Annotated in this window: 1 protein-coding gene; it reads right to left on the reverse strand. The window is 60.9% G+C overall.

The genetic code is table 11. The annotated features are described in order from the left end of the window. Positions 1-243, reverse strand: a 243-nt coding sequence (locus tag J5M67_RS29275) for a sulfatase-like hydrolase/transferase (RefSeq protein WP_207888763.1), incomplete at both ends; no start/stop codon positions are given.

The raw sequence follows: 243 nt of genomic DNA on the forward strand, positions 1-243 counted from the left end.
CATCCGGCCAGGTGAAGCGGTTCGGGCCGTTGTCGGTGGTGTAGATGACGATGGTGTTGTCGCTGAGCTTCAGGTCGTCGAGGGTCTTGAGCAGTTTGCCGACGTCGCCGTCGTGTTCGAGCATGCCATCAGCGTACTCGTTGCCCGGCATGCCGCTCTGGCCCTGCATGGATTCGCGTATGTGGGTGAAGGCGTGCATGCGGGTGGTGTTCATCCAGACGAAGAACGGCTTGTCGGCCTTCA

Source organism: Pseudomonas sp. 30_B (genome assembly GCF_017491605.1).
Lineage (GTDB): Bacteria > Pseudomonadota > Gammaproteobacteria > Pseudomonadales > Pseudomonadaceae > Pseudomonas.